General features: G+C 48.4%; 21 protein-coding genes and 1 riboswitch. Of the genes, 18 read left to right on the top strand and 3 right to left on the bottom strand.

Annotation, left to right across the window (positions count from 1 at the left end; all coding sequences use genetic code 11):
• Positions 1 to 172: 172 nt before the first annotated feature.
• From GPL15_RS14785 to GPL15_RS14810, 6 genes are all read left to right on the top strand, one after another.
• Positions 173 to 1,612: a sugar ABC transporter substrate-binding protein gene (locus GPL15_RS14785; RefSeq protein WP_215699453.1), complete on the top strand. Its 1,440-nt coding sequence runs from the start codon at positions 173 to 175 to the stop codon at positions 1,610 to 1,612.
• Positions 1,613 to 1,685: 73 nt separating this feature from the next.
• Positions 1,686 to 2,591, top strand: coding sequence for a sugar ABC transporter permease (locus GPL15_RS14790; RefSeq protein ID WP_215699454.1), 906 nt, complete (start codon positions 1,686 to 1,688; stop codon positions 2,589 to 2,591).
• Positions 2,591 to 3,436, top strand: a complete 846-nt coding sequence (locus tag GPL15_RS14795) for a carbohydrate ABC transporter permease (RefSeq protein ID WP_215699455.1) — start codon at positions 2,591 to 2,593, stop codon at positions 3,434 to 3,436. Before GPL15_RS14790 ends, GPL15_RS14795 begins: the two co-directional genes overlap by 1 nt.
• 148 nt (positions 3,437 to 3,584) lie before the next feature.
• Positions 3,585 to 5,375 (top strand): histidine kinase, encoded by a 1,791-nt coding sequence (locus GPL15_RS14800; protein WP_215699456.1) that lies wholly within the window; start codon positions 3,585 to 3,587, stop codon positions 5,373 to 5,375.
• Positions 5,350 to 6,879, top strand: a complete 1,530-nt coding sequence (locus GPL15_RS14805) for a response regulator (protein WP_215699457.1) — start codon at positions 5,350 to 5,352, stop codon at positions 6,877 to 6,879. Before GPL15_RS14800 ends, GPL15_RS14805 begins: the two co-directional genes overlap by 26 nt.
• A gap of 105 nt (positions 6,880 to 6,984) precedes the next feature.
• A complete protein-coding gene (locus GPL15_RS14810; RefSeq protein ID WP_215699458.1) occupies positions 6,985 to 8,445 on the top strand; it encodes a UbiD family decarboxylase in 1,461 nt (486 codons plus the stop codon).
• A 1-nt stretch (position 8,446) separates the two neighbouring features.
• On the opposite strand, the gene GPL15_RS14815 is transcribed toward GPL15_RS14810, so the two are convergent.
• A complete protein-coding gene (locus tag GPL15_RS14815) occupies positions 8,447 to 9,325 on the bottom strand; it encodes a LysR family transcriptional regulator (protein ID WP_215699459.1) in 879 nt (292 codons plus the stop codon).
• 118 nt (positions 9,326 to 9,443) lie between these two features.
• Between GPL15_RS14815 and GPL15_RS14820 the strand changes: the two genes are divergently transcribed.
• Positions 9,444 to 10,007 carry a UbiX family flavin prenyltransferase gene (locus GPL15_RS14820; protein WP_215699460.1) on the top strand — a complete coding sequence of 188 codons (564 nt, stop codon included), beginning with the start codon at positions 9,444 to 9,446 and terminating at the stop codon, positions 10,005 to 10,007.
• A 25-nt stretch (positions 10,008 to 10,032) separates the two neighbouring features.
• Complete coding sequence (locus tag GPL15_RS14825; RefSeq protein WP_215699461.1) at positions 10,033 to 10,392, top strand: hypothetical protein; 360 nt, start codon at positions 10,033 to 10,035, stop codon at positions 10,390 to 10,392.
• Here the strand turns inward: GPL15_RS14825 and glgX are convergent.
• Positions 10,367 to 12,457, bottom strand: coding sequence for a glycogen debranching protein GlgX (gene glgX / locus GPL15_RS14830; protein WP_215699462.1), 2,091 nt, complete (start codon positions 12,455 to 12,457; stop codon positions 10,367 to 10,369). The genes GPL15_RS14825 and glgX overlap by 26 nt on opposite strands.
• 168 nt (positions 12,458 to 12,625) lie before the next feature.
• On the opposite strand from glgX, the gene putP reads away from it, so the two are divergent.
• Positions 12,626 to 14,176 (top strand): sodium/proline symporter PutP, encoded by a 1,551-nt coding sequence (gene putP, locus GPL15_RS14835; RefSeq protein WP_215699463.1) that lies wholly within the window; start codon positions 12,626 to 12,628, stop codon positions 14,174 to 14,176.
• 17 nt (positions 14,177 to 14,193) lie between these two features.
• On the opposite strand, the gene GPL15_RS14840 is transcribed toward putP, so the two are convergent.
• Positions 14,194 to 15,081, bottom strand: coding sequence for a LysR family transcriptional regulator (locus tag GPL15_RS14840; RefSeq protein WP_215699464.1), 888 nt, complete (start codon positions 15,079 to 15,081; stop codon positions 14,194 to 14,196).
• Between the two features lie 411 nt (positions 15,082 to 15,492).
• Between GPL15_RS14840 and GPL15_RS14845 the strand changes: the two genes are divergently transcribed.
• The 9 genes from GPL15_RS14845 (at position 15,493) to GPL15_RS14885 (ending at position 24,200) form a co-directional block, all read left to right on the top strand.
• A complete protein-coding gene (locus tag GPL15_RS14845) occupies positions 15,493 to 16,905 on the top strand; it encodes an MATE family efflux transporter (RefSeq protein ID WP_215699465.1) in 1,413 nt (470 codons plus the stop codon).
• Positions 16,880 to 17,755 carry a methionyl aminopeptidase gene (locus GPL15_RS14850; protein ID WP_215699466.1) on the top strand — a complete coding sequence of 292 codons (876 nt, stop codon included), beginning with the start codon at positions 16,880 to 16,882 and terminating at the stop codon, positions 17,753 to 17,755. The genes GPL15_RS14845 and GPL15_RS14850 overlap by 26 nt, the downstream gene beginning before the upstream one ends.
• Positions 17,756 to 17,935: 180 nt before the next feature.
• Positions 17,936 to 17,980, top strand: a riboswitch (PreQ1 riboswitch).
• A 247-nt stretch (positions 17,981 to 18,227) separates the two neighbouring features.
• On the top strand, positions 18,228 to 19,226 hold the full coding sequence (locus GPL15_RS14855) for a nucleoside hydrolase (protein ID WP_215699467.1): 999 nt from the start codon (positions 18,228 to 18,230) through the stop codon (positions 19,224 to 19,226).
• The gene (locus tag GPL15_RS14860; protein ID WP_252198432.1) at positions 19,216 to 19,791 is read left to right on the top strand and encodes an ECF transporter S component; all 576 of its coding nucleotides are present in this window, start codon (positions 19,216 to 19,218) and stop codon (positions 19,789 to 19,791) included. Before GPL15_RS14855 ends, GPL15_RS14860 begins: the two co-directional genes overlap by 11 nt.
• Complete coding sequence (locus tag GPL15_RS14865) at positions 19,778 to 20,467, top strand: radical SAM protein (protein ID WP_215699469.1); 690 nt, start codon at positions 19,778 to 19,780, stop codon at positions 20,465 to 20,467. The genes GPL15_RS14860 and GPL15_RS14865 overlap by 14 nt, the downstream gene beginning before the upstream one ends.
• Before the next feature lie 76 nt (positions 20,468 to 20,543).
• Positions 20,544 to 21,608, top strand: coding sequence for a TRAP transporter substrate-binding protein (locus GPL15_RS14870; protein ID WP_215699470.1), 1,065 nt, complete (start codon positions 20,544 to 20,546; stop codon positions 21,606 to 21,608).
• A gap of 301 nt (positions 21,609 to 21,909) precedes the next feature.
• Positions 21,910 to 22,770 (top strand): tyrosine-type recombinase/integrase, encoded by an 861-nt coding sequence (locus tag GPL15_RS14875; RefSeq protein ID WP_215699471.1) that lies wholly within the window; start codon positions 21,910 to 21,912, stop codon positions 22,768 to 22,770.
• Between the two features lie 286 nt (positions 22,771 to 23,056).
• Positions 23,057 to 23,263, top strand: a complete 207-nt coding sequence (locus tag GPL15_RS14880) for a helix-turn-helix transcriptional regulator (protein ID WP_215699472.1) — start codon at positions 23,057 to 23,059, stop codon at positions 23,261 to 23,263.
• Positions 23,264 to 23,447: 184 nt separating this feature from the next.
• Positions 23,448 to 24,200, top strand: coding sequence for a CpsB/CapC family capsule biosynthesis tyrosine phosphatase (locus GPL15_RS14885; protein WP_215699473.1), 753 nt, complete (start codon positions 23,448 to 23,450; stop codon positions 24,198 to 24,200).
• Positions 24,201 to 24,407 lie beyond the last annotated feature (207 nt).

The following is a 24,407-nucleotide window of genomic DNA, read 5'->3' on the forward strand; positions in this document are numbered from 1 at the left end:
TTGAAGGTTCGTGTCGTCTTTTTAAATAGGAATTTATGAAAAAAACTGTATAATTCCAGTATAAGGTCCAGAACTTATGGGCAATCAATGTTAGGTAAGTTCTGGCAAATATATCCGGATAAAAAGTAACCGTTAACAATTGGAAAACAGGAATGTATGGTTGGAGGTATTTATGAAAAAGAGATTTTTAAAGAGGAGCGCTGCGATCACTCTGACAGCAGTAATGGCCGCATCACTTGCAGGATGTGGAAACGGCGGAAAGGACAGCCAGACGGCTGCACAGACGAAGGAACAGGCGGTTTCACAGCCTGTGTCAGGAGAGACCACGGCACAGGGAGAAACCGGGGCAGAGGAAAAGGCGGTACAGGAGAAGGCATCAGGGGAAGCCGCATCGGGCGAGCCGGTTACGGTGAGTTTTTGGATGGCAGCCGCTTCGGAAGAGAGAAATGCATTTATGGAAGAGATATTTGAGAAATTCCATGAGCAGAATCCGGATATTACAGTAGAATACCTGGGGGTTCCGGGGGATGTGGCCCAGTTCAACCAGAAGGTGGATATGGCTTTGGCAGGAAATGAGGCGCCTGATATCATTCAGGGAACGCTGACAGCCGGGTATATTACCCGGGGGATCCCAGCCAGGCTGGACGAGATGTACGCCAATTCGGAATTAAAGGACCGGATTGATGAAAAATATACGGATGCGTTCCGTGTGGCCGACTATGTCAACGGGAATCTGTATGCGGTACCGGGCCCCATGAATATTCAGATGATTTACACAAGACCGGATTATATAGAAGAAGCCGGATTGGAAGCTTATAAGACATGGGACGATTTCTTCAATATTGCGGAGAAGACCACAAAAGCGGATGAGGGAATCTTCGGTTATATCATCCGGGGAGGTTCTGGCGGAGCAGAGGCTTTGGAGAAACTGATGTATTCCTATTCCGGCATCACGGAGTATTTTGTGGACGGCGTCTGCACCCTCAATGATCCGAAAAATGTAGAATTTGTGGAGAAATATTTAGGCGGATACAAGAAATTCAGCTCAGCGGACGACTTAAATAAGAGCTGGACGGAGATGAGTTCCCAGTTCCAGTCCGGAAAAGCGGCCATGCTGGTACATAACACTGGTTCAGGGCAGGCGAATCTGGATGCATTTGAAGGAGATCAGACAAAAGTTGCGGCATGTCCTTACCCGGCCAGCACCTATACCGGCAAGATCACAGTGCCTGACGCAACCCTGAACGGATATATGATAACGGAAAGCAGCAAGAATAAGGAAGCTGCCTGGAAGGTGATCGAATACCTGGAAAGCCCTGAAATAGCCGGCGGATACGCCAAACTGACGGGCCAGATCCCAGCCCCTTCCGATGCCCAGTCACAGGCATGGATCCAGGAAAGCCCTTATATGAAGGTGGCGTCCGACTATATCAATGATGCCAATACGGTGATGACTCATACCCCCGCTTATCTTCCTAACTATACTACAATCCGAAATGATTACGCACAGCCGGCTATGCAGGAAGTGATGTTAGGTATGACCACCGCCCAGGAATTCTTGGATGAGTGGGCCAGGCTTTTGCAGGAAGATTATGACGAACTGATGAAATAAATCCAGAAACCACACCCAAATTTGTGCCGGAGCCACAAATTTTTGTAAAAACGCTCCGGCATGGAGGATTTCAATGCATAGAAAAAAACAAAAATTACAGATGGAGCAGGTTTTCCCATATATGTTGATTGCTCCCTCTATGATCTTAATCGTGGGTTTCATGCTGTTTCCCATACTACAGGTATTTCATCTGAGCATTCAAAACTATGATTATAATAATTTTGCAAAACAGGGCTATATAGGGCTGGAAAACTTTAAAAAGCTATTTTTAAATGATAAAAATTTCCTGCCTGCCATCGGATTTACCCTGAAATGGGTGATCACTGAGGTGGGGCTGCAGTTGTTTTTCGGCGTGATCCTGGGCCTTCTTCTCAACAGGAAGTTTAGAGGACGGGGGATCATCCGTTCTCTGGCATTGGTGCCGTGGGCAGTATCCGGAGTTTTAACCACCATGCTCTGGCTGATGATATTCGACCAGAACGTGGGGCTCTTTAACCTTTTGCTGCAAAAGGCGGGAGTTCCGTTACCGGCGCTTCCCTCCTGGCTCAATGACGTGAACCTGGTGTTCCCTTCCGTGGCGCTGGCCGAATTGTGGAGGGGGATTCCATTTTTCACCATCAATATACTGGCGGCCCTGCAGAATGTGCCCCGGGAAATTTATGAATCCTGTGAGATAGACGGGGCGGGATCATGGCAGAAATTCCGTTTTATTACCCTGCCTTATCTGAAACAGACCGTCGTGCTGACCACCATGCTGCGGTTTATCTGGGAATTTAATTCGGTTGATATGCTGTATACGCTTACAGGAGGAGGGCCGGTAAGAATGACCACCACCCTGTCGATTTATATGATGAAAACATCTGTGATAAGCGGAAATTACGGCTATGGATCCGCCATCGGAGTGGTTGTGTTCCTGACGCTGCTGGTATTTGCAGCAGTTTATATGAAGGCCAGCAGGTTTGGAGGTGAAGTGGACTGATGGAAGAGAGAAAGGAACGGTTTACCTGGAAACGGGTTCTGACCCTGTATATACCGCTTGGGGCTGCTGTCATATTCATCGTCTTTCCGCTGGTTTGGGCATTATTCACTTCAGTAAAAACTACCGGACAGATCAGGGGAGAGGATGTCCGCATCTTCCCCAATCCGGTGGTATTTGAAAATTACGTCAATGTGTGGACCCAGAGCAAGATACAGACGTATTTTGGCAACAGCCTGATGATCTCCGTGATCTCGGTTTTAGGAATTATGTTTTTGTCCATCTGCAACGGATATGCCCTGAGCCGGTTCAATTTTAAAGGGAAAAAGCTGACCACTGTGATTCTTTTGTGCACCCAGCTTCTGCCGGTGTCCATGCTGATCATCCCCCTGTTCGTCATATTTAAAGGGATCAATTTGGTCAATACGAGAACATCGGTGATTATTTTCTATATCGTCAACAACATCGCATTTACCTCGATTTTGATGAAAGGGTTTATCGACGGGATTCCTCTGGAAATAGAGGAGGCGGCCAAGGTTGATGGCTGCAGCAGGGGGGATTGTATGCTGAAAATCGTCATGCCTCTTTTGGTGCCTGGCATTGTGGCAGGCAGCGCAATGGCTTTTGTCCACTGCTGGAATGAGTTTTTGGTGTCCTTTTCCTTTATCCAGAAACAGGCGTATTTCACAATACCGGTAGCTTTAAAATATATGATCAGCGAATTTGACGTGAATTTCGGCAATCTGGCGGCGGGCAGCATGATCGCACTCAGCATACCGGTGGCATTGTTCGCTTACATCCAAAAATATCTGGTTGGAGGGCTGAGCGCCGGCTCGGTTAAAGGCTGACTGGACTGAAATAAAATGAGTGAAAACCAGAGCAAAAGGCGTACATGGGCGCCTTTCAACTCTGGCTTTTTGCGTACGGGGCCCGGCTGTGTTATGATAGGAGAAAGCGGAGGAAGGCTGAAACAAAGGTTGTGACATGGAGGAAGGTATGAAACGGGGAAAAAGAAGGTCCATTTTAAAGAAAATCAGCATTGTGGTGATTTCTTCACTGGCATTTACCGCCATAGCTGCAATCGGGGCATTTTACTATCTGTTCTTTTACATGAAGGACCAGGTGCAGGAAAGTTATATGAAATATCTGGAAATGTATGCCCAGATTGTGGAAAGCAAGCTGGAGGAAACCAGCCAGAAGGGCTTTGGAATCATCATAGACAGCAATATTCAGGACCGGCTCAGGGAATGGGGAGAGCTTTCCGGACAGGAATTTCCGGCGGAAGCGGACAGCATGGATCTGATGTACCGGCAGCTCTTAATTAAGAAAAATGTGGAACAAATCCTTTTCAATAACATGGCCCTTGCCGGACAGATCCGCCATATTACAATCATTACTCCCGATGGTACCATCCTGTCTTCTTCCGGCGGTTCCGGGTTTAAGGATCATGAGAACATGGAACGGGTCATCGACGCGGCGGAGGAGGGAAGAGGCGCTGCCGTCTGGCTTTCTGATTCCGGTTCCAACTATATTGTCCACGCCAGAAGCATAAGGGGGCTGAAGGCTAAAATGACAGACAGCCCGCTGGGAACCTTTGTCATGTGGGTGGATATGCGAAAGATCATGAGGACAGCCAATGACAGCATGCCTGTGGAAGGCAGCATACTGGTCATGAAGGACAGGGAGGGAGGGCTGCTGTTTTCCAGTGATCCCCGATTGGAAGGGAATCTGTTCTCCGGCCTGAAAAACGGCAGCAGGATGGATCTGGATGGGGAATCCTATCTGGTTTGTACATACAAAAGCGGTGATTTATTTGAGTATACCATGCTGGTTTCCGCAGAGAAGATTTACAGGCCTGTGGAGCAGTTCATACTGGCGCTGATCGGGGTGTTTGTTTTCATTCTATTTATGGTTGTGCTGGGGACAGACAAGATTTCCAAACAGATTATGAAGCCCATCCCAAGGCTGGCCCAAGCTATGAAAGCCGTAGAAACAGGCCATTTCCAGATTACGGACAGGGAGCTTTTGGAAGAGGGGCGGGAGGATGAAATCGGTGATCTGTGCAGGGACTTCATACTGATGACACAGAAAATCGACCAGCTGGTGCAGGAAAACTATGTGAAGCAGCTGGTGATTAAGGAGACGGAACTGCGCGCCCTCCAGGCCCAGATCAACCCTCATTTCCTATATAATGTTCTGGAATCGGTAAACTGTATGGCGGTCATCGCCCACCAGCCGGATATCAGCGTGATGGTGAAAAGCCTGGGGAATCTGCTGCGTGAAGCCATGAGCAACCAGGAGATTTTCCATACGGTTGAACAGGAAATGGGGCTGATCGAGGCGTACCTGGCCATACAGTCCATACGTTTCGATTCCAAACTCTCCTTTGAAATGGAGGCGGAAGAAGAGGTTCTGGGCTGGGAAGTGCCCAAATTCTTTTTACAGCCCATTGTGGAAAACGCGGTGGTCTATGGAATTGAGGCCACGGGAAAAGCCTGCCGCGTCGCCATAAGGATAAGAAAGGAAGGAAGCCGCCTGACCGCTGAAGTTTCGGATAACGGGCCGGGTATGGATGAAGCCACCGTACAGTCCATCTATGACGGCACTATAAAGGGAAGAGGAAATGGCATCGGTCTTCATAATATCATGGAGCGGCTGGAAATCATGTGCAAAGGGAAGAGTTTGTTCAGGATCATCAGCAGTCCGGGAGAAGGGACTAAGGTTGTGATAGAGCTTACAATTGGGGAAAGAGGGGGAGAAGATGCTTTCTGTGATGATTGTGGATGATGAGCCATTGATCTGCAAGGGGCTGGCGGCCATGATCCCATGGGAGAAACTGGGGCTAACGTCCGCCGGACATGCGGAAAACGGAGAGGAAGCCCTTGTGCGGATTGGGGAAATGAAACCGGATATCGTGATTACGGACATCCGTATGCCTGTCATGGACGGGCTGGAGCTGATTGAAGCCTGCAGCGGAAAAGGGCATTCCTGTCATTTTATTCTTCTGACGGGATACAAGGAGTTTGAATATGCAAAAAGGGCTATGCGTTACGGGGTGAAGCATTACATTCTAAAGCCCACGGACCCGGAACTGCTGATAAAGGCGCTGAAAGAAGAGATGGAGGATGTGGCGGCGGAGCAGGAAGAAGCCGCATCCAGGGAGAATATGCAGAAACGGTTTGAGAAAGTGGCCACAAAAGCGGTTGAGCAGTACTGGTATGAATGCCTGAAATTCAACCGTTTTTTTGCCGCCGAATTTTCCTGTTATGTGCCCCAGGAGGAACAGAACCGGGAGTGCGTGTGCGCGGCCATGTATATAGAAGAAAAGGCGCCGTATTTTGAGCAGTTTATCCTCAAGTATTTAACCTATGAGATATTAAGCCCTCTGTACCGGGTCTGCTGTGTGATTATGGGAAACCAGCTGGCAGTGATCGTGGAGCACGCCCCTGACCGGGAACTTCTGACGGCATTAAAGCAGATCAAACAGCTCTTTCACAGCTATTTCGGGAAACATGTGATGGTTTCAGTCAGTTCTGCGGGAACGTATTGGATGGTGCCGCGGATGTATGAAAAGGCGGCGTCCGCCTTAAATAAGAACTTCTGGTCGGCGGACGACGAGATCATCCTTCCCGGCAGCCGCCGGAGTAACCATGCGCCGGTAGGCGGGGCGGTGGATCTGAATCGGTACAAAACCCGGATGGCCGTCAGCACGGTGGAGGTCATGAAAGACGTGATAGCCGCCTTTCTTGCGGAGATCAAAGAAGGGGGCGGCACTGTGGAAGAGGGGAAGCAGATGGTGCTGCAGCTCTATATCATGGCAAAGAAGTACCTGGAACTAAATCACGGAGAAATCGATATTTACGATGTGGATTACATCCTTCAGGCCAAATCGTTCCGCGTTGTGGAGAAGATGTTTGACAATCTGTTTGAGGACTACCGGGCTGGAAGGAAAACGGAGGTGTCGGTGAAGCAGCGAACCATTGAACGGATGAAAGCGCTGATCGAAGAGAATCTGTCGGAAGAGGAACTGAGCTTAAAATGGATCGCCCGGAACCATCTGTTTATGAACGAGGAGTATTTGGGAAAACTATTTATTCAGTATACGGGAATGCGTTTTTCCGCGTATGTGACGAAAATCAGGCTGGCGGAGGCAAAGCGGCTGTTGGAAATGGAGCCGGGGATTAAGATAACGGAACTGTCCAGGCGTGTAGGATTCGGCAGGAATTCCGCTTATTTCAGCACTGTTTTTAAGAATGAAACCGGAAGGAGCCCCAGTGAATACAGGGATTAGAGAGATCTATTCCATATGAGAATAGATTAGTGAAAAAATGGAATTGTCTCCGGTGAACGGGAAATTTATAATAGAAATAAAAAATCGAAAAAACGGAGGTATTGAATGGAGCCCATCTATGATTTGAGATCAGCGCTGGAATATTTGAAGAGAGTGGACGGCCAGTTGGTGGAGACGGACGTTCCTGTTGAGCCCATGGCGGAGTTATCAGGTGTTTACCGGTATATAGGGGCGGGTGGGACGGTCAAACGGCCTACCAGACAAGGGCCGGCCATGGTATTTAACCAGATAAAAGGCCATCCGGGAGCGAGGGTTGCCATCGGGCTTTTAGCCAGCCGTGAAAGAGCCGCTATGTTTTTGGGATGCAGGCCGGAAGAACTGGCATGGGTTCTGCGTGACAGCGTCAATCACCCCATACAGCCAGTGGTCATTACGGAAAAGCCCAAATGCCAGGAAGTGGTGCATCTGGCCTCTGAACCCGGTTTTGACCTGAATAAACTGGTGCCTGCTCCCACCAATACGCCCCAGGATGCCGGGCCCTATATCACCATGGGGATGTGCTATGCCACCCATCCCGACACGGGAATTTCGGATGTGACAATCCACCGCCTGTGCATCCAGGGAAAGGATGAACTCAGCATATTTTTCACCCCGGGGGCAAGGCACATCGGGGCCATGGCGGAGAGGGCGGAGGAACTTGGAAAACCTCTTCCGATTTCCGTCAGCATCGGCGTGGACCCTGCGATTGAGATTTCGTCCTGTTTTGAACCGCCCACAACCCCCCTTGGCTATAATGAACTGGCCATTGCGGGAGCTCTCAGGAAAAAGGCTGTGGAGCTGGCCCCGTGCATTACGGTGGCTGAAAACGCCATTGCCAATGCGGAATATGTGATTGAAGGGGAAGTACAGCCGGGAATCCGGGTTCAGGAGGACAGAAACAGCCATACCGGATATGCCATGCCCGAGTTTCCAGGATACACCGGCCCGGCCAGCAGTGAATGCTGGATGATAAAGGTGAAAGCCGTGACCCACAGGCAGAATCCGGTGATGCAGACCTGCATCGGGCCCAGTGAAGAGCATGTCACCATGGCGGGAATCCCCACAGAAGCCAGCATCCTGGATCTGGTGGAGCGGGCTATGCCGGGTAAAGTGTTGAATGTCTATGCCCATTCTTCGGGAGGCGGCAAATACATGGCGGTACTCCAATTTAAGAAGAGCGTTCCCAGCGATGAGGGAAGGCAGAGGCAGGCGGCGCTTTTGGCATTTTCCGCATTTCCGGAACTGAAACACATATTCCTGGTAGATGAGGATGTGGATATCTTCGATACCAACGATGTGTTGTGGGCGTTAAATACCAGGTATCAGGGAAATCTGGATACGGTTATGATTCCCGGCGTCAGGTGCCATCCTCTGGATCCGAGCCAGTCCCCTCTGTACTCTCAGGAAATTGCAGACCGTGGAATCAGCTGCAAAACCATTTTCGACTGTACCGTTCCTTATAGCCAGAAAGAACGGTTTAAACGGGCTGAATTTTTGGAAGTGAACTACAAAAAATGGCTGGAATAAATCAGAAGTCCCGTTTTTTTACATAATTCCAGAACGCGGCGGCTGCAGGCGTCATATCCCTCTTTTTCAGGCGGATCAGGGAAATGCAGCTTTCAATCCGTTCCGAAAGCGGTATAATTCTGATTTCCCGGTTTTGCAGGTAGGAGACAGCCTGTGCCATCATCAGGGAAACGCCCATGTTCTGAGCTGCCAGTTCGGCGATCGTTTCCATTCTGGTTCCGGTATAGGCTACTTTGGGGGTGAATCCGGCTTTTCGGCAGGCATCCAGACAGGTGGAGTAGAGAAGAGTTCCCTTGTTTAAAAGCAAAAAAGGATCGTCTTTCAGTTCTTTCAGGGAAATCACCTCTTTTGCAGCCAGCCGGTGGCCAAAAGGCAGGACGGCGGCCAAATGATCCCGGCAGACGGCGATGGTTTCATAGGAGGCGTCCACCATCTCACTGCGCATAAACGCCAGGTCATAGGTTCCGTTTTCCAAAGCAGCGGGGATATCGCAGGTTTCCATTTCCTCTATATTCAGGGTGATGTGGGGAAAAAGCCGGTTGAAGTCGGCCACTATGGAAGTAATCCCGTACTGGGCCATCACAGGGATGGATACGATGGACAGATATCCTTTGCAGCTCTGCTCATAGGCAGAGAGCCGGGCCATCATCTCATCGTAACCAGCGGCCAGTTTTCTGGCATGTTCAAGGACGATTCCGCCCTGGGGCGTCAGCTCAATTTTACGGCTGGTCCGGTTAAACAGGCGGACGCCCAACTCTTTTTCCAGGGCCATGACCTGTTTGGATACGGATGACTGGGTGGTGTAGAGGCGTTCGGCGGCCTCGGAAAAGCTGCCGTTTTCAGCTACGGCGATAAAGTGTTTCAGCCTGAGTATGTTCATAGGGAAACCTCCGTTTTGGTAGTAATAGAACGTGTTTAAAAATAGGAGTTACTGTTTGTATTCCGTTATGGAATATATTGTAGGTGTTTTTTTATTCTTTGTAAAGCAGGAGGCATTTATGGATAAAAAACGTTGGGTTATTGGAATCAGCGGGGCAAGCGGGGCGCCTATGGCAGTATCGCTTCTAAAGGCATTGCATGAGGCCGGGGAAACAGAACTCCATGTGGTGGTGACAAAGGGAGGGGAAATGACCCTGGAACAGGAATGCGGGATGCAGAAAGAGGAGCTGCAGAAATGGGCCCATAAAATCTGGGACAATCAAAATCTGGGCGCGGCTATGGCCAGCGGTTCCTGGAAGTGCGGCGGTATGGTTGTGGTTCCCTGCAGCATGAAGACCGTGGCCGGGATTGCCAACGGGTTCAGTGAAAATCTTCTGCTGCGGGCAGCCGATGTGATGCTGAAGGAAAGAAGGCCGCTTATACTGGTGGCAAGGGAGACCCCTTTTAACACGGTTCATTTGAAAAATATGCTGGAACTGAGCAGGATGGGCGTGACAATTCTGCCGCCTGTGCTGAGTTTTTATAACCACCCCGCATCGGTAGAGGATGCGACTGATCATATTGTAGGAAAGATCATGGACAGTATGGGGTATGAGTATCGGAAATTTGTGCGATGGGAATGATCGGATGGAAAGGACGTGAAACGGAATGAACATGCATTATACGGCGGAACAGGAGGGGATCAAAACAGAAGCCAGCCTGATAAAGGCGGGAAATGATCTGCTGGTGGTTTTAACCGGAGGAGACATGCCCCACATAGGCGCTGCCGTCTGCTGTGATGGAAAAGGAAATGTGAAGGAAGCGGCCCTGCCGGGCCATAAAGACCAGATTGTGATGAAGATAATGGCAGAGCGGCTGGGAAAAGTGGCCGGATGCAGCGTATGTGTGACAGGCGGAATCCACATCGACGGGATCACCGGCGGGCAGATCCGCCTTGTCATGGAATTATGTGAGCGGTTAACGGATGAGATGATCTGTTCTCTTAATGAGACTGGCGTTCTGCCATAGAGAAAACCGCGGCTGATCTGGGAGCCATATTGTATGAGAGGCCGGGCAGCGGAAGTGGGCCGGCATTTTCCTCTTCCTGGCTGCCGGTGCTGACAGCCAGCGTCCAGCAGTATTCCTTTGGAAGGGCCGGAAGTTCTATCTCCACGTCTTCCCAGTAAGCGTTGACTGCCAGATATACGGCGTCATCCTCGCCGGAGGCATTTTTTCCTGCATACAGTATGGCCATGGTGCGTTCATAATTTTCCGGCCTGCGCCATGGTTTGGAGCTGTGGACGCTGACGGATGGAAATCCCATGGAACAAGAGGGGGTATCCCTTGTAATGACCGGGTGGAATTTCCTGAATGCGATCATTTTGCGGAAGAACAGGAAGATATCCCCGTATTCTTCCAGCCGGTTCCAATCCAGCCAGGAGATAATGTTGTCCTGGCAGTAAGCATTATTGTTGCCGAACTGGGTGTTGCAGAATTCGTCTCCAGCCAAAAACATAGGTGTTCCGCGGCTGCAAAGGAGGACGGCACAGGCGTTTTTAATCATTTTCTTTCTCAAATCCAAGACTTCCTGATTGGAAGTTTCTCCCTCTTCCCCACAGTTCCAACTGTTTGGGCTGTTGTCCCCGTCGGTGTTGTTCCAGCCGTTCTTTTCGTTGTGTTTTCCATTATAGCTATATAAATCGTATAGAGTGAAGCCGTCGTGGCAGGTCAGGAAATTGACGGAGGCGTTGGAGCCTCTCTGTTTGGGCGGATACAGGTCGGGGGAACCGGTGATGCGCAGAGCCGCGTCATGGGTTTTATTTGCATCCCCTTTCAGGAAACTTCTGACATCGTCCCTGTATTTCCCATTCCATTCGATCCAGCGGTTCCAGGACGGGAACGTGCCCACTTGATAGAGGCCGCCCGCATCCCAGGCTTCTGCGATCAGCTTAACCTGCCCCAGTATCGGGTCATAGGCCAGGCTTTCCAGAAGAGGCGGTTTATGTAAAGGGGTCCCGTCTTCGCTGCGTCCTAAAATGGACGCCAGATCGAACCGGAATCCGTCCACACGGTAATGGATGACCCAATAGCGGAGGCAGTCTAAAATCATCTGCTGCACGATGGGATGGTTGCAGTTTAACGTGTTGCCGCAGCCGCTGAAGTTGTAGTAATAACCTTCGGGGGTCAGCATGTAATAAATCTGGTTGTCAAATCCTTTAAAAGAAAAGAAGGGCCCGTGTTCATTGCCTTCGGCCGTATGGTTGAAAACCACGTCTAAAAAAACCTCAATTCCATTCAGGTTCAGAGCTTTGATCATCTCTTTCAGCTCCCGTCCCTCCTGGTTATACTCTTTTACGGAAGAATAGCTGGTGTTTGGAGCGAAAAAGCAGACCGGGTTATATCCCCAGTAATCTAAAAGCACCTCCCCGTCACAGGTTCTTTGATCCCGCATCTCATCGAATTCAAATATGGGCATTAATTCCACCGCATTGATTCCCAGACTTTTCAAATAAGGTATTTTTTCCATAATTCCGGCAAATGTGCCGCGGACGGATGGATGGAGGCCGGAAGATTCGTGTTTGGTGAAGCCGCGGACATGGAGTTCGTAGATGATTAAATCCTCCATGGGGATCTGAGGCTGTTTGCTGTCATCCCATTCAAAGTTATCGGTTACAACCCGGGCTTTATATTGAAATCCGCTTTTTGGTTTGCTTCCCCAGGTGCCCTGGCCGGTCACCGCCCTGGCATAGGGATCTAAGAGATACTTTGTTTTGTCGAAAATGAGGCCGTTTTGCGGGTCCCAGGGCCCGTCGATGGAGAACGCATACTCCAGATCTTCAATGTCCAGGTCAAAGACTATGATGGAGTACACATTTCCGATTCGGTAGCTTTCCGGGATGGGAATCCGGGCATAAGGCGTCATGGCCTCGTGGTGGAACAGAAGCAGTTCGCAGGATGCAGCCTTATGGGAGTGAATGGTAAAGCTGACTCCTCCGGGTATGAGGCTGGCTCCGTATTCTTCATAGAGGCCGGGGCGGACAGAGAATCCGGATATGGTATTGAGGGGCAGGAGCTTTGGCGAAGTATTGGGCATGGATCCGATCCTTTCTTTAGGTGGCTGTTTTTACTGGTTATATCTTCTATTATAGCGCAGATTGGGGGATAAATTATAGTAAATTGACGCGGATAAATAATTTTTAGTTTAAATTTTTTCCGCAATATGGTAGAATAGTTTTTAAATTTCACTTTAGGAGGATCCAATATGAGTAGTAAATCAATTGTCTGGGTCTTGATTGCATTTGGGGTGTACCTGATCGGAATGATCATGATTGGGGCAGGATATGCAAAAAAGACTAAAAATACGGAAGATTATTTTCTGGGGGGAAGGGGGTTAAACGGCTGGGTCGCCGCTTTATCCGCCCAGGCGTCGGATATGAGCGGATGGCTGCTGATGGGCCTTCCGGGGGCGATCTATCTGGCGGGGACCGGAGAGTGCTGGATTGCCATCGGCCTGTTTATCGGTACGGTATTTAACTGGATGATGATTTCTTCCAGATTGAGAAGATATACGATTGAGGCCAATAATTCCCTGACCCTTCCGGCTTATTTTGAAAACCGTTTCAGGGATAAATCAAAGGTGCTTTTAGCTGTTTCTTCTATATTTATTGTAATATTTTTCCTGGTTTATACGGCGTCCGCCCTGGCCGCAGGCGGTAAGCTTTTTAATGTGGTGTTTGGGCTGGATTATCAGGTGGCGCTGACAATCGGAGCCATCGTTATTCTGGTCTATACATTTTTAGGCGGTTTTATGGCTGTTTGTGTGACGGACTTTATTCAGGGCATGCTGATGTTATCCGGGCTTTTCCTGGTGCCGATCCTGGCGCTTGTAATCATTTCGCCGTCAAATCTGGCGGCGCTGATCGGTGAGAGCGGTGTGACAGGGGGAACGGCTTCTTACCTGAACCTGTTCCAGAGCGGCGGCAAAAACCTGAGCGCAGTCAGCATCATTTCCAGCCTTGGATGGGGGCTTGGATACTGCGGCATGCCTCATATTCTGACCAGATTTATGGCAATCAGTTCCGAAAAGGAGCTTAAAAAATCCAGAGTGATCGGTATTGTATGGGTTGCGATTTCATTGGGATTCGCGTGCGCGGTAGGAGTGATCGGACGGGCTTATCTGATGCCTGTAATTTTAGGGACAGAATCGACAGGTTCTGCTGAAAATGTTTTCATCAGGATCATTATGAAATTGTTCACAGAAGATTTGGCATTCCCGTTTATCGGGGGGATTTTCCTCTGCGGTATTCTGGCGGCTATTATGTCAACTGCTGATTCCCAGCTTTTGGTTACGGCTGCTTCTGTTTCGGAAGATATTTACAAAGGGGTGGTGAATCCAAAAGCGGAAGACAGCAAAGTGCTCACGTTAAGCCGTTTTACGGTTATTATTGTAGCTGTGCTGGCCTATTTCATCGCCTTGAATCCGAACAACAGCATTATGGGACTGGTATCCAATGCGTGGGCCGGTTTTGGCGCTGCCTTCGGCCCTCTGGTGCTTTTGTCCCTGTTCTGGAAACGTTGTAACCGGGCAGGCGCTATTGCCGGTATGGTGAGCGGCGGGTTGACTGTAATCATATGGGATTACATACCGCTGGTAAATGGTTCCACTCTTGGAGCAGTGACCGGGTTATATTCTCTGGTTGTGGGATTTGCCATCAGTTGTGCGATGATCGCCGTTGTGAGCCTGGCGACCAAGGAGCCGTCGGAGGAGATTCAGAAGGAATTTGAGAGAGTAAAGAATTATAAGGAAGTGTAATGCTAAATGCTGTGCGTTTATCCGCACAGCATTTTTTTGAAGTTTTCCGCTGCGATGGACAGAGGGGAATCTTGTTTACAGATCAGACAGATTTCCCGTTTGGGGAGCTGTTCTTTTAAGTTTATCTGGAAAATGGAACTGCCGTCCAGATGATTGGCTGCGAATGGTTCGGGCACAAAACCGATTCCAAGGCCATTTAATACCATGGGCAGGATCAGGTCGGAAGTTGCCAGCTCGATATCCGGTTCCAGTTCCAGATGGTGATCAGAAAACAAAAGGTCTAAATATTCCCGGGTGACTGTACCGTTTCCCATGCAGACCAGAGGATAGGATAGCAGTTCTTTTAGTGAAACCAGGCGGCCCTTCAGCTCCTTGTAATCATTATTTGCGATCAGTATGTCTGTAAAAGCAGAAAGATGGGTGACGTTCAGATCGGGATTCAGGCAGCCCTTCTGCATGACTAAAACGGCCAGATCCAGGTTTCCGGATCGTATGGCGTTTAACGTTTCCGGCGTGTTGGAATTGGAGATTTTCAGGCGGATCTGGGGAAATGTTTTCCGGTAACGCACCAGATAGGGGATCAGGTAGTGATGCAGTGTGGTTTCACTGGCGCCGATGGAGACCGTGCCTGTGGACAGCTCTTTCAGTGAGTTCAAATGTTCTTCCGCTTCCATTAAATGTTCGTAGGCGATGGAAACGTGGTCAAACAGCATCTGCGCTTCCGGTGTCAGAGTTACCCCTTTTTGAGATCTCTGGAATAAGACGCATCCCAGTTCCCGTTCTAAGAGCTGGATTGCATGGGTTACGGTAGGCTGGGTCACATAAAGGGCCTTGGCAGCGGTGGTGAGGTTTTTGTGTTTGGCTGCAAAGTAGAAGGTGCGGTACAGTTCGAAGTTAACGGCCATGGGAACTCCTTTTTGATTGGAACTATTTATCGTTCAGGCTCTTGGTGTCTGCGATAGGGGAATTCAGTAAATATCATTTATAATATCTATGGACTGTATAGAAACCATTGATTTTATTTATTGACTTATCCATAGTATAATCCATTTCGGAACAAAAAGCAATTTAGGATTATGGGTTTAAATGCCGCCTTCAGGCGGCGGAAAAGAGGAAAAAGTGAAAGAAAAAGCGTTCTTTCACTCATAGAGTTTGGAAAAAGCATTCCAAACTCCTCAGTATTAAATGCCGCCTTCAGGCGGCGGAAAAGAGGAAAAAGTGAAAGAAAGAGCGTTCTTTCACTCATAGAGTTTGGAAAAAGCATTCCAAACTCATCAGTATTAAATGCCGCCTTCAGGCGGCGGAAAAGAGGAAATATGATAAAAGATCTTACGGAGGGGAATCCTCAAAAAGTATTGTGGCAGTTTACCATTCCATTGTTCATCAGCGTCATTTTCCAGCAGCTTTACAATATTGCCGACAGTGTAATTGCGGGAAAGTTTGCAGGTGAGGACGCATTGGCGGCGGTGGGGGCTTCTTATCCGATTACCATGATTTTTATGGCGGTGGCGGTGGGGAGCAATATTGGGTGTTCGGTTGTGATCTCACAGTTGTTTGGCGCCAAACAGTATGAGCAGATGAAAACGGCTGTTTCCACTACGATGATTGCCTCCCTGGTTCTGTCGGCGGTGATTTCTGTGGCCGGGCTTTTGGGCAGCAGGGGATTGATGGGTATGATTAACACTCCTGAGAATATATTTGCGGACGGAGACCTTTATCTCAGGATTTATATAGGAGGATTTCTGTTCCTGTTTTTGTATAATGTGGCGACCGGTATTTTTACATCTCTGGGAGATTCCAGGACCCCGCTCTATTTCCTGATCGGTTCTTCCGTTGGAAATATCGTGCTGGATACCCTGTTTGTAGCGGTATTTCACTGGGGAGTTGCAGGCGTGGCCTGGGCCACCTTTGTGGCTCAGGGAGCTGCCTGTGTGCTGGCACTGATAACTTTGAGAAGCCGTTTAAAAACCGTGAAAACGGAAGGCGCGGTTCCGCTTTTTTCAGCCTTGATGCTGAAGAAGATCAGTTTTATCGCAGTTCCAAGCATTTTGCAGCAGAGCTTCATTTCAGTGGGAAATATCTTTGTGCAGAGTTTGGTAAATTCCTGCGGATCTTCTGTTATTGCCGGTTATTCTGCGTCTGCGAAACTGAATACATTTACAATTACCAGCTTTACAACTCTGGGAAACGGCGTGTCCAGTTTCACCGCCCAGAATATAGGGGCAGGCCGTTATGACCGGGTGAAAAAGGGATTGGGGGCCGGAATGAAGCTGGCATATATCATTGCGGTTCCATTTTTCGCTGCATTTTTCGTGTTCAGCAGGGAAATGCTGGGGCTGTTCATGAACCAGGACAGCCAGCTTGCTATGGAAACAGGTTCCGCCTTTCTCAGAATTGTATCTCCGTTTTATTTTGTGATATCTATTAAACTGCTGGCAGACGGGGTGCTGAGAGGATCAGAAGCCATGAAGGAATTCATGATATCCACATTCAGCGATCTGATCCTGAGGGTGATTCTGGCCTATGCGTTGATGATACCTTTTGGAACCAATGGAATCTGGATGTCATGGCCAATTGGCTGGGTTATTGGAACGATTCTGTCATTCGGCTTCTATAAAAAGGGTAAATGGATGAGAAAAAGCATGGTTGCAATTGAAGAGAAACGTGATACTATAGTAGTATCGAATGAAAAGAGAGGAAACTATGCTGAAAGTATTAGGACGGAATGATAAGTGCTGGTGTGGCAGCGGAAAGAAATACAAAACATGCCACGCTGAATTTGATGAAAAAATTAAGGATTATAAGAGGCAGGGACATATTGTGCCGCCTCACAGGATCATTAAAACAAAAGAGCAGATTGACGGAATCCGGGAAAGCGGAAAGATCAACATCGCTGTGCTGGATTACGTGGCGGCCAATATAAAGGCAGGGATAACCACAGAAGAGATTGACCGGATGGTGTATGAGAAGACCACAGAGCTGGGAGGAATTCCGGCGCCCCTCAATTTTGAAGGGTTTCCAAAAAGCGTCTGTACTTCAATTAACAACCAGGTATGCCACGGAATTCCGTCGGAAGAAGATGTTTTGGAGGACGGGGATATTGTCAATATAGATGTTTCTACTATATATAAGGGGTATTATTCAGATTCGTCCAGAATGTTCTGTATCGGCCAGGTTGAGCCGGAAGTGCAGAAACTGGTGGATGTGACAAAAGAGTGTGTGGAACTGGGGTTAAAAGAAGTGAAACCGTGGGGATTTTTAGGCGACATGGGCCAGGCGGTTCATGAACATGCGGTTAAAAACGGTTATTCCGTTGTGGTTGATATCGGCGGCCATGGGGTGGGGCTGGAGTTCCATGAAGAACCCTATGTGAGCTATGTGACGGCCAGGGGAACTGAGATGCTCCTGGTGCCGGGCATGGTATTTACCATTGAGCCGATGATCAATATGGGATCGGAAGAGGTATTTGTGGATGACGGCAACGGATGGACGGTTTATACGGAAGACGATTCCATGTCCGCCCAGTGGGAAGTGACTGTGGCGGTTACGGAAGACGGGTATGAGATTTTGGCTTATTAAAAGGGCTGTTATATGCATTGTGAATTTGCCAGTAAAATTCACAATGGATATCTGGGCTGGATTTTCCGCTTGAAGGCAGTTCGGCTTGCAAAACAGAATAAATTTTGATATACTTTTTCTGCATTGGAAATCAGGGATAGGGCGTGTTTGAAAATTATTTTCGCCACCGCACTTTTATTTCCTGGACTGGTTCGAAAACTTCCCAGTATAAAAAACTAAGGATTGAAACGCAGATGAACAGTGTATACAGTATCGACTACCTTGTATACATTCTGTTTTTGTGTATGCAGAAAAATAGGCATGCCTTGGAAATAAGGTGTGTTTTTATTGCCGCATCCTTAGAGGATGCGGCTTTTTTCTGTTTTTCTTTTCTTAATCAAGTCTTCGACGGATGCGGAAGGCGTTTTTGGGCGATGCATCCGTGCAGGTCCGCTGCGGCGGATTGAATTTTAAGAGGAAAAGGAGAGAAACAATGCGAAAAAGAAAGATACTAATCGACTGTGATCCGGGAATTGACGACAGCCTGGCCCTCATGATGGCCCTCTCGTCACCGGAACTGGATGTGGTGGGAATCACCACAGTATGCGGCAATGTACCGCCTCATATGGGTGCGGAAAATGCGCTGAAGCTGCTGAAATTTATGGACCGGCTGGATATTCCGGTATACTGCGGGGAAGCAATGCCTTTGGTCCGGGAATATGTCAGCGCCCAGGACACTCATGGAATGGACGGACTTGGAGAGTCCGGGCTTGAAACGGTGACAGAGGCGGAGTGGAAGGATGGCGCTGTGGATTTCATCTTGGAAACACTGAGGACGGAAGAACAGTTATCCATAATCGCCATCGGGCCGTTGACGAATATTGCGAAAGCGCTTATGAAAGATCCGGCGGCATTTGAACGGATTGACACATTTGTTTCTATGGGAGGAAGCTATAAAAGCCATGGGAATTGTTCCCCTGTAGCCGAATATAATTATTGGTGTGATCCGGACGCGGCTGAGTATGTATATAAAAATCTAGGCACAAAGATTCATATGGTGGGCCTTGATGTGACCAGAAAAATCGTGCTGACTCCAAATATTCTGGAATATATGAAGATCCTGGATAAGAAAAAAGGAGAGCTGATTGAGGCGGTAACCCGTTTTTATTTTGATTTTCATTGGAAATATGAAGGGGTCATCGGATGTGTGATCAATGATCCCCTGGCGGCAGCCTATTTCATAAAGCCAGATTTGTGCAGTGGGTTTGACGCTTATACGGCGGTAGAAACTAAGGGCATCTGTATCGGGCAGACCGTGGTGGATGGAATGGATTTCTGGCATAAGAGCCCTAACAGCCATATCTTGACAGGAGTGAACGCAAAAGAGTTCATGGTCATGTTTCTGAACCGGATTTTCGGCGGAAATTGTGATGAAATACGGAAGGTACTGGATCAGATTATGGTTTCGGAGGAGGCGGACTATGAGAAATAATCGTGTTATGCGCCTGTCGGTTACGGCATTCTGCATCGCCCTCAACATTATAGGCGCCTATATTGCCCTTTGCCTGAAGCTGCCTGTTTATCTGGACAGCATTGGAACAGTACTGGCGGGAGCTCTTTTCGGCCCGTGGTATGGATTGGCGGCAGGAGCCGGAGGGGCATTTATCAGCGGAATCACATCGGATGTGTATGCCCTTTATTTTATGCCTGCGGGCATGATTACCGGGATTATGGCTGGGATTCTGTTTAAAACCCCTGTTTTTCATGGAATAAAGGTGCTGTTTGGAACTGCGGCAATTACTTTTCCTGGAACTCTGGTCAGTTCCTTTATATCCGCTTATGTTTTTGGCGGCGTTACCTCTTCCGGGTCCTCTATCATTGTACAGGGGCTGAAACATCTGGGATTGGGAATGGTGGCCAGCGCATTCGCGGTACAGATTATAACGGAATACGCGGACCGGTTTATTTCTGTGTCAATCGTGCTGGTATTGCTTTCCTGTATGACCAGCGACATGAAGATGTATCTGAGAGGAGGGCGTACCCGTGGAACGGTATAATGTGATTGCTGATAAAAATCCGAGGGAAATCGTATTGTTAAAGGCATTCCCCTGTGTATGGGGGAAATGCACATTCTGCGATTATATCGGCGACAACTCGAAAAATGAGGAGGAAATGGTTTCCTTAAATTCACAGATCCTGTCCCGGGTCACCGGAGAAACCAAAGTTTTGGAAGTGATCAATTCGGGAAGCTGTTTTGAGCTTCCCAGGGCTACGCTGGCGGAAATCAGGGAGATCATTAAGGAAAAAAAGATAGAGAGGCTGTTTTTTGAGAGCCATTGGATTTATAGGAAGAAACTGGAATGGATGAAGGAATATATGGGGGTGCCCATTACATTTAAGATTGGGGTGGAAACCTTTAACGAGGAATTCAGGGAAAAAGTGCTGAATAAACATGCGGATTTCCGATCTCCTGAGGAGGTGGCCCGGTATTTTGATTCTCCATGCATCATGGTGGGGATCAAGGGGCAGACAAAAGAGATGATCGATTATGACATCCGGATGGTAAAAAAACATTTTAAATTGGGAACCATAAATGTGTTTACCAATAATACCACCCCGGTTAAACAGGATCCGGAATTAGTAAAATGGTTTGTAAAAGAGTACGGCTGGCTGAAGGATGATCCGGCAGTGGAAGTATTATATGAAAATACGGACTTCGGCGTAGGTGACTGATCCTGTGCGTTATGGTATACTGGACGTAAGCAGGAGGCGGGATGAAAGAACAGGCTCTGTGAAGAGGGAACGCTATATGAGAAAGAAGATTGCAATAAAAACAGCATTATGTATAGCCATAGCGGGAGCCCTGTCAGGCTGTGCGGGGGCGGGAAAGCGGGCTGAAACGGAAAATGGCGGGAAAGCGGCGGCAGAGGCCGAAGCTGCGGGGGCGAATTCCGGAATTCCGGAGTTCGTATTCACCTATGCTGAAAACCAGGCGGAGGATTATCCGACCACTCAGGGCGCTTATAAATTTGCGGAACTGATCAATGAAAAGACCAATGGAAGGATTCAGATCAGAGTGCAGGCAAACGGCGTATTGGGGGATGAGAAATCGGTCTGTGAGCAGCTTCAGTTCGGCGGCGTTGACTTTACCCGGGTGTCCCTGACCGCTTTGGCTGAGTTTGTGCCCAAACTGAGTGTGCTGCAGCTTCCATACTTATACCGGGACGCAGATCATATGTGGGCTGTTTTGAACGGGGAAATCGGCGAAGAATTTATGGATTCATTGGATGGTTCGGACCTGGTTGCTTTATCCTGGTATGACGCAGGCGCGAGGAATTTCTATAATTCCGTCCGCCCGATCGAAAAACCGGAAGATTTAAAGGGATTAAAGATCCGGGTTCAGGAATCGGAAATGATGAAGGGAATGATTAAATATCTGGAAGCCGTTCCAACTCCCATGGCTTATGGGGAAGTTTATTCCGCGCTTCAGACGGGAGCGATAGACGGAGCTGAAAATAACTGGCCTTCTTATGAATCCGCCGGTCATTATGAAGTGGCCGGATATATTACAATTGATGAACACAGCCGCATTCCTGAGCTGCAGTTGGTATCACGGCATACATGGGACAAACTGTCTGAAGAGGATCAGGCAATGATCAGGGAATGTGCGAAGGAATCCGCAGAATACGAGAAGGCGCTTTGGGCTGAACGGGAAAAAGCGTCGGAAGAAATTGTGCGTTCTTCCGGCTGTGAGATCACAGAACTGACCCCGGAAGAGAAGGAAAGATTCCGGGAAGCTGTTAAACCTATGTATGAAGAATACTGCGGCGGCGATATGGACATTGTGGAAGCGGTCATAGAAGCCGGTAAATGAGAGCGGATAGTTTTCGGTTAAGAAAATAATCCGTCTGAACTATTATGTTTATGGAATGATTATGTGAAAGATAAGCTGATGGCAGATATATAATTGCCGTCAGCTTTTTCTGATTTTCTAACGGTTAAAACGGCGCTCATGCCCATAACTTACCGCGGATCAAGATATGGGCGGGGCAGCAGCTGATCATATTGAATATAAGTTTATAAATTCAGTCTTTTATTAACCTTGTTTTTTTCTTCGAAATAGGATATTTTGAAAGGAAAACCATAATATTACGAAAAAGCAAGGAGTGGGCAAAATGATATTAAATGTGGAAATGATTCCTGCCTTTGAGCGTTATCTCTACGAGCAGGAACGCAGCGGCGCGACAATCGAAAAATATATCCGGGATTTGAAAAAGCTGTTTTTATATCTTTCAGAAGATTTAGAGATCAACAAAGAGAAAATGATCAGGTTTAAACAGGAGCTGACGGACCATTATAAGGCGGCCAGCGTGAACTCGATCCTGGCTGCGGTCAATCATTTTTTAGAGTTTGCGGGAGCGGGGGAGTGCAGGGTAAAGCAGGTGCGGGTTCAGAAAAAACTGTTCTGCCAGCAGGAACGGGAGCTGTCAAGGGAGGAGTATTTCCGGCTGCTGGGGGCTGCGAAACACAAGAAAAACCAGAGAATCTGCGTGTTAATGCAGGCGATCTGCAGCACCGGGATCCGGGTGAGCGAGCACCGGTTTATCACCGTGGAGGCGCTGAGAGAAGGCTGCCTGAGGATTTACAATAAGGGAAAGTCCAGAATCGTGTTTCTTCCTGCGGAACTGGTTACGGTGCTGAAACAGTACTGCCGTGAGGCCGGGATTGAACGGGGCCCGGTATTTGTCACAAAAAGCGGCCGTCCTCTGGACCGGAGCAACATCTGGAGCATGATGAAATCACTGTGTGACGATGCAAAAGTGGACCGGAAAAAAGTGTATCCTCATAATCTGAGGCATCTGTTTGCGTTTACATTTTACGGGATTGAAAAGGATCTGCTCCGTCTGGCGGATATTCTGGGGCATACCAGCGTGGATACGACGAGAATCTATACGGTTTCAAGCGGCTGGGAACATAAGAGAATCCTGTCGAAGTTAGGACTTGTCTGTCAAAATGACCGAAAAATAAGGACATAATCTGAATTATGTAGTAATGGATCTGTATTTTCCTACTAGCTATTATGCTATCTTTTCCCAGAAATTTCAAGTAGAATCGTAAATTTATTAAAAAATTATATTTTGACACCAAAAGAAGCGGTAAAAGGTTCTCTTCTACCGTTATTTTTTCCTGGAAAATCTGTCAGTGTCCATCGATATTACCACATAATTCAGATTATGTGGTTATTTTTGTGCCGGAGAGGACGTAATTTTGTGACGGCCGGTCCGGAACAGAAAGGAACAAGAGGAAAACGGGGGTGCCGGGATGGCAGATTTAAAGAAATGTACGAATTTTGGGGTAAGGGTAAAAATCGCATTAATTGAACGGAACATGTCAAATAAGGAGCTGGCAAAAAAACTGGGATATTCCAATTCCACCATCAGCGATGTGATATTTGGAAGGAACAGCAGCAGCAGGACCATGGAGCTGATTGCCAGAGAGCTGGGGATAGAAGTGGAGGAAGTACGGTAAATCCGCTTCCCTTTTTTGCGTGACGGGAAGGACGGGGGCTGCTGCGGAATAAAGCCGCGGGGAAACGTTACTTTGGTTACTTTGGAGGGAGACTGGAGTGATTCCGCCACAAAGAGTTTTAAACAGAAATTCCAGACGCTCTGCAGTGAATGGAAGTAAGAACAAAAACAGAAAGGAAAGGGCCATGGAACCGATTATCGACGTGCATTCCCATATCCTGCCGGGCATTGACGATGGGGCCAGGCGCATGTGGGAGACCAGGGAATTGATGAAACAGGCGTATGGGCAGGGGATCCGGACGATCATAGCCACCCCGCATTACCACAGGGGGAAGCATTACGTGGATCCGGACGGGATTATGGAGCTGGCGCAGAAGGTACAGAGGGAAGCGGACAAGCTGTTTCCGGATATGAATATCTATGCCGGGCAGGAGCTGATCTACTTTAACGGGATCTTTGATGCGGTTGCGGCCGGGAAAACGGTGCCCATGGCAGGCTCCGACTGCCTGTTGATGGAATTCCAGACGGATGTTTCCTATGAGACGGTGTATCAGGCGGTGAGACAGATGGCCCTGATGCGCTGCCGTCCGGTGCTGGCCCATATCGAGAGGTACCAGTGCCTGAGAACGCCGGGAAGGATTGAGGAACTGAGAAAATCCGGGGCGTATATGCAGATGAACTTTGGCAGTCTGGCCGGTGGGATCCGGCATGTGCGGGAGAACCTGTGGTGCAGGAGGATGGTCCAGGAAGGAAATATCCAGTTTCTGGGGACCGACATGCACCGGGTGGATTTCCGGCCGCCGGAGACTGGGAAGGCAGTGGAATGGATTTATAAGAAATGCGGAGAAGAAGAGGCAGAGCATATAATGCTGAGAAACCCGCTGGAGATCCTGATTGGGGATGCCGGAGATGGGAGCATGGCCGGGTGTGGGAGCTGAGAAAAAGATAAACGGCCGGGACAAACTACAGCAGATAAGAGCGTGTCGTAAAATTCATTCCCGCCACGCTCTGGAGAGAACGGCCTCCGGCAGCGGAAAATAGAGAGAAACTGAGTAAAGGAACTAGAACATTTATGGAAAAGAGATTTGACGAGGATCAGGACGAAATTGAAATTGACTTACGGGAACTTCTGTTTGAATTCAAAA

Source organism: Clostridium sp. MCC353 (assembly GCF_018785315.1).
Taxonomy (GTDB): Bacteria; Bacillota; Clostridia; order Lachnospirales; family Lachnospiraceae; genus CHH4-2.

What these genes read in the sequence shown, in the direction of transcription:
- GPL15_RS14785 (WP_215699453.1), top strand. Translation starts at nt 173, where the DNA reads ATGAAAAAGAGATTTTTAAAGAGGAGCGCTGCGATCACTCTGACAGCA.
- GPL15_RS14790 (WP_215699454.1), top strand. Translation starts at nt 1,686, where the DNA reads ATGCATAGAAAAAAACAAAAATTACAGATGGAGCAGGTTTTCCCATAT.
- GPL15_RS14795 (WP_215699455.1), top strand. Translation starts at nt 2,591, where the DNA reads ATGGAAGAGAGAAAGGAACGGTTTACCTGGAAACGGGTTCTGACCCTG.
- GPL15_RS14800 (WP_215699456.1), top strand. Translation starts at nt 3,585, where the DNA reads ATGAAACGGGGAAAAAGAAGGTCCATTTTAAAGAAAATCAGCATTGTG.
- GPL15_RS14805 (WP_215699457.1), top strand. Translation starts at nt 5,350, where the DNA reads ATGCTTTCTGTGATGATTGTGGATGATGAGCCATTGATCTGCAAGGGG.
- GPL15_RS14810 (WP_215699458.1), top strand. Translation starts at nt 6,985, where the DNA reads ATGGAGCCCATCTATGATTTGAGATCAGCGCTGGAATATTTGAAGAGA.
- GPL15_RS14815 (WP_215699459.1), bottom strand. Translation starts at nt 9,325, where the DNA reads ATGAACATACTCAGGCTGAAACACTTTATCGCCGTAGCTGAAAACGGC.
- GPL15_RS14820 (WP_215699460.1), top strand. Translation starts at nt 9,444, where the DNA reads ATGGATAAAAAACGTTGGGTTATTGGAATCAGCGGGGCAAGCGGGGCG.
- GPL15_RS14825 (WP_215699461.1), top strand. Translation starts at nt 10,033, where the DNA reads ATGAACATGCATTATACGGCGGAACAGGAGGGGATCAAAACAGAAGCC.
- glgX (WP_215699462.1), bottom strand. Translation starts at nt 12,457, where the DNA reads ATGCCCAATACTTCGCCAAAGCTCCTGCCCCTCAATACCATATCCGGA.
- putP (WP_215699463.1), top strand. Translation starts at nt 12,626, where the DNA reads ATGAGTAGTAAATCAATTGTCTGGGTCTTGATTGCATTTGGGGTGTAC.
- GPL15_RS14840 (WP_215699464.1), bottom strand. Translation starts at nt 15,081, where the DNA reads ATGGCCGTTAACTTCGAACTGTACCGCACCTTCTACTTTGCAGCCAAA.
- GPL15_RS14845 (WP_215699465.1), top strand. Translation starts at nt 15,493, where the DNA reads ATGATAAAAGATCTTACGGAGGGGAATCCTCAAAAAGTATTGTGGCAG.
- GPL15_RS14850 (WP_215699466.1), top strand. Translation starts at nt 16,880, where the DNA reads ATGCTGAAAGTATTAGGACGGAATGATAAGTGCTGGTGTGGCAGCGGA.
- GPL15_RS14855 (WP_215699467.1), top strand. Translation starts at nt 18,228, where the DNA reads ATGCGAAAAAGAAAGATACTAATCGACTGTGATCCGGGAATTGACGAC.
- GPL15_RS14860 (WP_252198432.1), top strand. Translation starts at nt 19,216, where the DNA reads ATGAGAAATAATCGTGTTATGCGCCTGTCGGTTACGGCATTCTGCATC.
- GPL15_RS14870 (WP_215699470.1), top strand. Translation starts at nt 20,544, where the DNA reads ATGAGAAAGAAGATTGCAATAAAAACAGCATTATGTATAGCCATAGCG.
- GPL15_RS14875 (WP_215699471.1), top strand. Translation starts at nt 21,910, where the DNA reads ATGATATTAAATGTGGAAATGATTCCTGCCTTTGAGCGTTATCTCTAC.
- GPL15_RS14880 (WP_215699472.1), top strand. Translation starts at nt 23,057, where the DNA reads ATGGCAGATTTAAAGAAATGTACGAATTTTGGGGTAAGGGTAAAAATC.
- GPL15_RS14885 (WP_215699473.1), top strand. Translation starts at nt 23,448, where the DNA reads ATGGAACCGATTATCGACGTGCATTCCCATATCCTGCCGGGCATTGAC.